The sequence below is a fragment of the Lysobacter antibioticus genome, assembly GCF_001442535.1.
Classification (GTDB): domain Bacteria; phylum Pseudomonadota; class Gammaproteobacteria; order Xanthomonadales; family Xanthomonadaceae; genus Lysobacter; species Lysobacter antibioticus.
Genome location: NZ_CP013141.1, coordinates 5,727,456 through 5,733,456, shown reverse-complemented (window position 1 = coordinate 5,733,456; position 6,001 = coordinate 5,727,456). Strand labels below are relative to the sequence as shown.

The window sequence follows — 6,001 nt, the reverse complement described above, 5'->3', positions numbered from 1 at the left end:
CGGCGCCGCCGCGCCGCGGATCGCCGCGGGGCCCGACGGCCGCCCGCTTTCGATCGAGCAGGCCGGCTGGAGCATCGCCTACGAATGGCCGCTCACTGGCGACCTGCCGTCGCGGCTGGACGCGCGCCGCGGCGACGCCCGGGTACGTTTGATCGTCGATCAGTGGCAGGGCGCGGAGGCCGCGCAGGCATCCGGCGGCGCCGGCCGCTGATCCTGAGCGTTCCATTCCGACCCTTAACGCCCGACCGATAACGCGCGCCCGAGCTGCGATCCGATCATGCCCACCTCCGTTTCCGACCCGATCGAGCCGAATTGGTCGATCTGGCCCGCCCCGGCCAAGCTGAACCTGTTCCTGCGCATCACCGGCCGCCGTGCCGACGGCTATCACCTGTTGCAGACCGTGTTCCGTCTGCTCGACTGGGGCGACACGATCCGCCTGCGCCCGCGCGCGGATGGGCGGGTAGTTCGCCACGGGGCCTCGGTGGCGGGTGTAGCCGAGCACGACGACCTCACCGTGCGGGCCGCCTTGCTGCTGCAAAAGGAGGCTAACAGCGGTCAAGGTGCTGACATCGTCATCGAAAAGCGCATTCCGGCTGGCGGCGGTTTCGGCGGCGGCTCGTCCGATGCGGCGACCGTGCTGGTCGCCCTGGACGCCTTGTGGGCTACCAATCTCGGTGTGGACCGCCTGGCCGAGCTCGGGCTGCGCCTGGGCGCCGACGTGCCGGTCTTCGTGCGCGGTGAGAATGCGTGGGCCGAAGGCGTCGGCGAGGTGCTGCGGCCGGTCGAGCTGGCGCCGGCGTGGTATGTCCTGGTCGACCCGGGCGTTCATGCGCCGACCGCGGCCTTGTTTCAATCGTCTGAATTGACGCGGGATGCCGCGCCCGCGACAATGTCGGACTTCGTTTCGGGTAAGCCGCTCGGGAATGCGTTCGAGCCGGTGTTGCGCAAGCGCGAAGCTGCCGTCGAGGCCGCCTTCGCCGCGTTGTCGCAGATCGGTTCGCCACGCCTGACCGGCTCTGGCAGCGGGTGTTTCGTCGAGTTCGCGCAGCGCGAATCCGCCGAGGCAGCGCTGGCGGAACTGCCTTCCGGCCTACGGGCCTGGACGGCGGGCGGTGCAGGGCGTTCCGCGCTGTGTGCCGCGCTCGAGGCAAATCTTCCGCAGGGGCGTCGCCAAGAGGCCCAAGGCACCAGGTTTTGATCCTGGCATTCGTAGGTTCGAATCCTACCGCCCCTGCCATCGAATGCTGGGAGTTGGGAATCGTGGATTCCCCACTCCCCAATCATCACCAGCCGCCACGGTCAGAGCGAAGCGGAGAAGACAGTGCAAAACGATCGCAACCTGCTGGTATTCAGCGGTAATGCCAACCGTCCGCTTGCCGAAGCGGTGTGCAAGGAACTCGGCATCCGGCTCGGCAAGGCCCTGGTCGGGCGCTTCTCCGACGGCGAGGTGCAGGTCGAGATCGAAGAGAACGTGCGTCGTCAGGAGGTGTTCGTCATTCAGTCGACGAACGCGCCGACCGCCGAGAACTTCATGGAACTGCTGGTCCTGATCGACGCGCTCAAGCGCGCATCGGTGGCCAACGTGACCGCGGTGGTGCCGTACTTCGGCTACGCCCGCCAGGATCGCCGCCCGCGCTCCTCGCGCGTGCCGATCACCGCCAAGGTCGCGGCCAAGATGTTCGGCGCCGTCGGTGCCGACCGGGTGCTCACGGTCGATCTGCATGCCGACCAGATCCAGGGCTTCTTCGACATCCCGGTCGACAATGTCTACGCCTCGCCGCTGCTGCTCGCCGACATCTGGCGCGCGCACGGCACCGACAACATGGTCGTGGTGTCGCCCGACGTCGGCGGCGTGGTCCGCGCCCGCGCGATCGCCAAGCGCCTCGACGACGCCGACCTGGCGATCATCGACAAGCGCCGTCCGCGCGCCAACGTCGCCACGGTGATGAACATCATCGGCGACGTGTCGGGCAAGACCTGCGTGCTGGTCGACGACATCGTCGACACCGCCGGCACCCTGTGCGCCGCCGCGGCCGCGCTCAAGGCGCAGGGCGCGCTGAAGGTCGTCGCCTACTGCACCCATCCGGTGCTGTCGGGCGCGGCGATCGACAACGTAATGAAGTCGCAGCTGGACGAGCTGGTGGTGACCGACACCATCCCGTTGACCGCCGCGGCCCGCGCTACCGGCCGCATCCGCCAGCTCAGCGTCGCCGAGCTGTTGGCCGAGACGATCCGCCGCATCGCCTTCGGCGAGTCGGTCAGTTCGTTGTACGTGGACTAAGCATCCGGGGGTCGGCAATGGGGACTCGGGAATCGTGAAAGTGGCCGCTGCGCCGGCGCTTGAACCCATTCTCGATTCCCCATTGCCGATTCCCAGCTCCAAAGGCTCATCTGGTCGCGGATGAGTCTCCAAATCGCCGCGAGGCGATCCTAACGCTGTAAAAGTGAGTAAACGACAATGTCCGAACACATCATCAAGGCCACTGGCCGCAACGTCGAGGGGAAGGGTGCGAGCCGCCGCCTGCGTCGTGCCGCCAGCATCCCGGCCATCATCTACGGCGGCAAGGCTACGCCGCAGCCGATCCAGCTCGATCACGAGAAAGTTTGGCTGGCCAGCCAGCACGAGTGGTTCTACTCCTCGATCCTGACCCTCGATGTCGACGGCAAGAGCGAGAGCGTGCTGCTGCGCGATATGCAGCGCCACCCGTACAAGCAGATCATCATGCACCTGGACTTCCAGCGCGTGGATGAGAACCAGGCCATCCGCGTCGCGGTGCCGCTGCACTTCCTCAACGAAGACAAGTCGCCGGCCGGCAAGGCTGCCGACGTCGTCGTGACCCACGAGCTCAACGAAGTCGAAATCAGCTGCCTGCCGAAGGATCTGCCGGAGTTCCTCGAGATCGACCTGTCCGCGCTCGCCGTCGGCGACATCGTCCACCTCTCGGAGCTCAAGCTGCCGAAGGGCGTCGAGATCCCCGAGCTGAAGCTGGGCAAGGAACACGACGTCGCCGTCGTGATCGCCAAGCACGGCAAGGAAGAGACCGAAGAAGCCGTCGAGGCGCCGGTCGCCGAAGTGCCGGCTGCCAAGGTCGCCAAGAAGGACGAAGACAAGAAGTGATCGTGGACCGGCGCGCCCTGATCGGCGCGCCGGTTTGCGTGCACGGATAGTCTTACGCGATGGCAGATCTGCGCCTGATCGTCGGCCTCGGCAACCCGGGGTCGGAACACACCCGGACCCGGCACAATGCCGGGTTCTGGTTTGTGGACGCCCTGAACGAAAAGTTCGGCGGCCGGTTCGGCCTGGAGTCCAAATTGTTCGGCGAAACCTCGAAGATCGAGATCGCCGGGCGTCCGGTCTGGCTGCTCAAGCCGGCCACGTTCATGAACCTGTCGGGCAAGTCGGTCACCGCGGCCCTGCGTTACTGGAAGATCGAGCCCGAGGAGGCGCTGCTGGCGCACGACGAGCTCGACCTCGCGCCCGGCACGGCCCGGCTCAAGTTCGACGGCGGCCACGGCGGCCAGAACGGCTTGCGCGACACCATCCAGTTGCTCGGCCACGGCAAGTTCCACCGCCTGCGCATCGGCATCGGCCACCCCGGCCACAAGGACAAGGTCACTCCCTGGGTGCTCGGACGTCCTGGCAAGGCCGACGAGGCGACGATCCTGCGCGCGATCGACGACGCCATCGAGGTCATGCCGCTGGCGGTGCAGGGCAACCTGATGGACGCCATGACCCGCCTGCACACCCCGAAGTCGTGAATGGGGAATGGGGAATCGGGAATCGTCACGGCCCGCTTTCCCATTCCCGATTCCCGATTCTCTCTCCCGGATTACAAAGCCATGGGTATCAAATGCGGCATCGTCGGCCTGCCCAACGTGGGCAAGTCGACCCTTTTCAACGCCCTGACCAAGGCTGGGATCGCCGCGGCGAACTTCCCGTTCTGCACGATCGAGCCGAACGTCGGCGCCGTGCCGGTGCCGGATCCGCGCCTGAACGCTCTGGCCGAGATCGTCAAGCCGCAGAAGCTGCTGCCGACCGCGGTCGAATTCGTCGACATCGCCGGCCTGGTCGCCGGCGCCGCGAGCGGGCAGGGCCTGGGCAACAAGTTCCTCGCCCACATCCGTGAAGTCGACGCCATCACCCACGTGGTGCGTTGCTTCGAGAATCCGGACGTCATCCACGTCAACAACAAGGTCGACCCGATCGCCGATATCGAGACCATCGATACCGAGCTGGCGCTGGCCGATCTGGAAAGCGTCGAGAAGGCCTACCAGCGCGCCGAGCGCTCGGCCAAGACCGGCGACAAGGAAGCGATCGTGCGCAAGGAGGTCCTGGGTCGCGTGCGCGAGGGCCTGGACGCCGGCAAGCCGGCGCGCGCGCTGAGCCTGTCCGAGGACGACAAGGCCGCCCTGCGCGATCTGTTCCTGCTCACCCTCAAGCCGGTGATGTACGTCGCCAACGTGCTCGAGGACGGTTTCGAGAACAATCCGCACCTGGACGCCGTGCGCGAGCGCGCCAAGCTCGAGGGCGCCCAGGTCGTGCCGGTCTCTGCCGCGATCGAGGAAGAGCTGAGCCAGCTCGACGATGCCGACCGCGACACCTTCCTGGCCGACCTCGGCCTGGCCGAGCCCGGTCTCAACCGGGTCATCCGCGCCGGCTACGAGCTGCTGGGCCTGCAGACCTACTTCACCGCCGGGGTCAAGGAAGTCCGCGCCTGGACGGTCAAGGCCGGCTCGACCGCGCCGCAGGCCGCCGCGGTGATCCACACCGACTTCGAGAAGGGCTTCATCCGCGCCGAAACCATCTCCTACGACGATTTCATCAAGTACAAGGGCGAGGCCGGAGCCCGCGATGCCGGGCGTTTGCGCCTGGAAGGCAAGGAATATCGCGTCCAAGAGGGCGATGTACTGCACTTCCGGTTCAATGTCTGAGTACACTATGCCGCCGTTTCGGGGTCGCCTGGCAGCCGGTTCGGCCGGCGCGAGAAGATTCCGAAAAAAGTTGTACGAAAACGCGTTGACTTCCTGAAGAACGCGCGCCAGAATTACGGGCTCTTTTGGAGGGATACCCAAGCGGCCAACGGGGGCAGACTGTAAATCTGCTGGCTTACGCCTTCGGTGGTTCGAATCCACCTCCCTCCACCAGTTTCATCGCGACAGGCAACGGTTCGTCAGGTTTTTGAGTTCGACGGATTCTGGCGCGGCAGGTACTAGTGGAATCAAGCAACGACGATCTCGGTTTCAAGGGTGTCGGCGATGCGGGTTTCAGATTAAAGTTCCAACGCTGTAATGGCTGTACGCGGCGCGGGAGTAGTTCAATGGTTAGAGCCTCAGCCTTCCAAGCTGATAATGCGGGTTCGAATCCCGTCTCCCGCTCCATTGAACGGCTTCGTCGGCGACAAGGTTGAATTCGCCCGCAGCGGTCCCATTGCAGTAAAGCCCGCGCAGGCGGGTCGCAACATCCAGGTTTCACGCTCACGTAGCTCAGTCGGTAGAGCACCTCCTTGGTAAGGAGGAGGTCGAAGGTTCGATTCCTTTCGTGAGCACCATCCAAAGCAAGACAAGGCTGCTTTACCAACAGCCGCCGCGACATACAGACCCACAAACGAGAAGCGACAGCCATGGCTAAGGGTAAATTCGAGCGCACCAAGCCGCACGTGAACGTCGGCACGATCGGCCACGTTGACCACGGCAAGACGACGCTGACGGCGGCGCTGACGAAGGTGGGCGCCGAGCGTTTCGGTGGCGAGTTCAAGGCATACGACGCGATCGACGCGGCGCCGGAAGAAAAGGCGCGCGGCATCACGATCTCGACGGCGCACGTGGAATACGAATCGGCGACGCGTCACTACGCGCACGTCGATTGCCCAGGCCACGCCGACTACGTGAAGAACATGATCACCGGCGCCGCGCAGATGGACGGCGCGATCCTGGTGTGCTCGGCCGCTGACGGCCCGATGCCGCAGACCCGCGAACACATCCTGCTGTCGCGTCAGGTCGC

At 65.5% G+C, this 6,001-nt stretch carries 6 protein-coding genes, 4 tRNA genes and 1 pseudogene (2 of these 11 only partly in view); all 11 read left to right on the top strand.

The annotated features are described in order from the left end of the window. Positions 1-211, top strand: the 3' portion of a protein-coding gene (locus GLA29479_RS23195) for a lipoprotein insertase outer membrane protein LolB (RefSeq protein WP_057972995.1). The gene continues 8 nt to the left of window position 1, outside the view; the window shows 211 of its 219 coding nt (coding positions 9-219); its start codon lies off the left edge, out of view; it ends in the stop codon at positions 209-211. A gap of 66 nt (positions 212-277) precedes the next feature. After that, on the top strand, positions 278-1,198 hold the full coding sequence (gene ispE / locus GLA29479_RS23190; protein ID WP_057973325.1) for a 4-(cytidine 5'-diphospho)-2-C-methyl-D-erythritol kinase: 921 nt from the start codon (positions 278-280) through the stop codon (positions 1,196-1,198). Continuing rightward, a tRNA-Gln gene (locus GLA29479_RS23185) sits at positions 1,161-1,237 on the top strand. Before ispE ends, GLA29479_RS23185 begins: the two co-directional genes overlap by 38 nt. An 84-nt stretch (positions 1,238-1,321) precedes the next feature. Next, positions 1,322-2,281, top strand: coding sequence for a ribose-phosphate diphosphokinase (locus GLA29479_RS23180; protein ID WP_057918906.1), 960 nt, complete (start codon positions 1,322-1,324; stop codon positions 2,279-2,281). Between the two features lie 177 nt (positions 2,282-2,458). Continuing rightward, on the top strand, positions 2,459-3,118 hold the full coding sequence (locus GLA29479_RS23175; RefSeq protein ID WP_057918905.1) for a 50S ribosomal protein L25/general stress protein Ctc: 660 nt from the start codon (positions 2,459-2,461) through the stop codon (positions 3,116-3,118). A gap of 59 nt (positions 3,119-3,177) precedes the next feature. Further along, positions 3,178-3,759: an aminoacyl-tRNA hydrolase gene (gene pth, locus GLA29479_RS23170; protein WP_031373751.1), complete on the top strand. Its 582-nt coding sequence runs from the start codon at positions 3,178-3,180 to the stop codon at positions 3,757-3,759. Between the two features lie 81 nt (positions 3,760-3,840). Continuing rightward, a complete protein-coding gene (gene ychF / locus GLA29479_RS23165; RefSeq protein ID WP_031373752.1) occupies positions 3,841-4,932 on the top strand; it encodes a redox-regulated ATPase YchF in 1,092 nt (363 codons plus the stop codon). Between the two features lie 127 nt (positions 4,933-5,059). After that, positions 5,060-5,145: transfer RNA gene (locus tag GLA29479_RS23160), tRNA-Tyr, on the top strand. A gap of 159 nt (positions 5,146-5,304) precedes the next feature. Further along, positions 5,305-5,379 (top strand) — tRNA-Gly (locus GLA29479_RS23155). A 94-nt stretch (positions 5,380-5,473) separates the two neighbouring features. Then, positions 5,474-5,549 (top strand) — tRNA-Thr (locus tag GLA29479_RS23150). A 72-nt stretch (positions 5,550-5,621) separates the two neighbouring features. Then, positions 5,622-6,001, top strand: a pseudogene (locus GLA29479_RS23145) (GTP-binding protein) (its annotated part continues 10 nt past the right edge of the window); the annotation flags it as partial.

What these genes read in the sequence shown, in the direction of transcription:
- ispE (WP_057973325.1), top strand. Translation starts at nt 278, where the DNA reads ATGCCCACCTCCGTTTCCGACCCGATCGAGCCGAATTGGTCGATCTGG.
- GLA29479_RS23175 (WP_057918905.1), top strand. Translation starts at nt 2,459, where the DNA reads ATGTCCGAACACATCATCAAGGCCACTGGCCGCAACGTCGAGGGGAAG.
- pth (WP_031373751.1), top strand. Translation starts at nt 3,178, where the DNA reads ATGGCAGATCTGCGCCTGATCGTCGGCCTCGGCAACCCGGGGTCGGAA.
- ychF (WP_031373752.1), top strand. Translation starts at nt 3,841, where the DNA reads ATGGGTATCAAATGCGGCATCGTCGGCCTGCCCAACGTGGGCAAGTCG.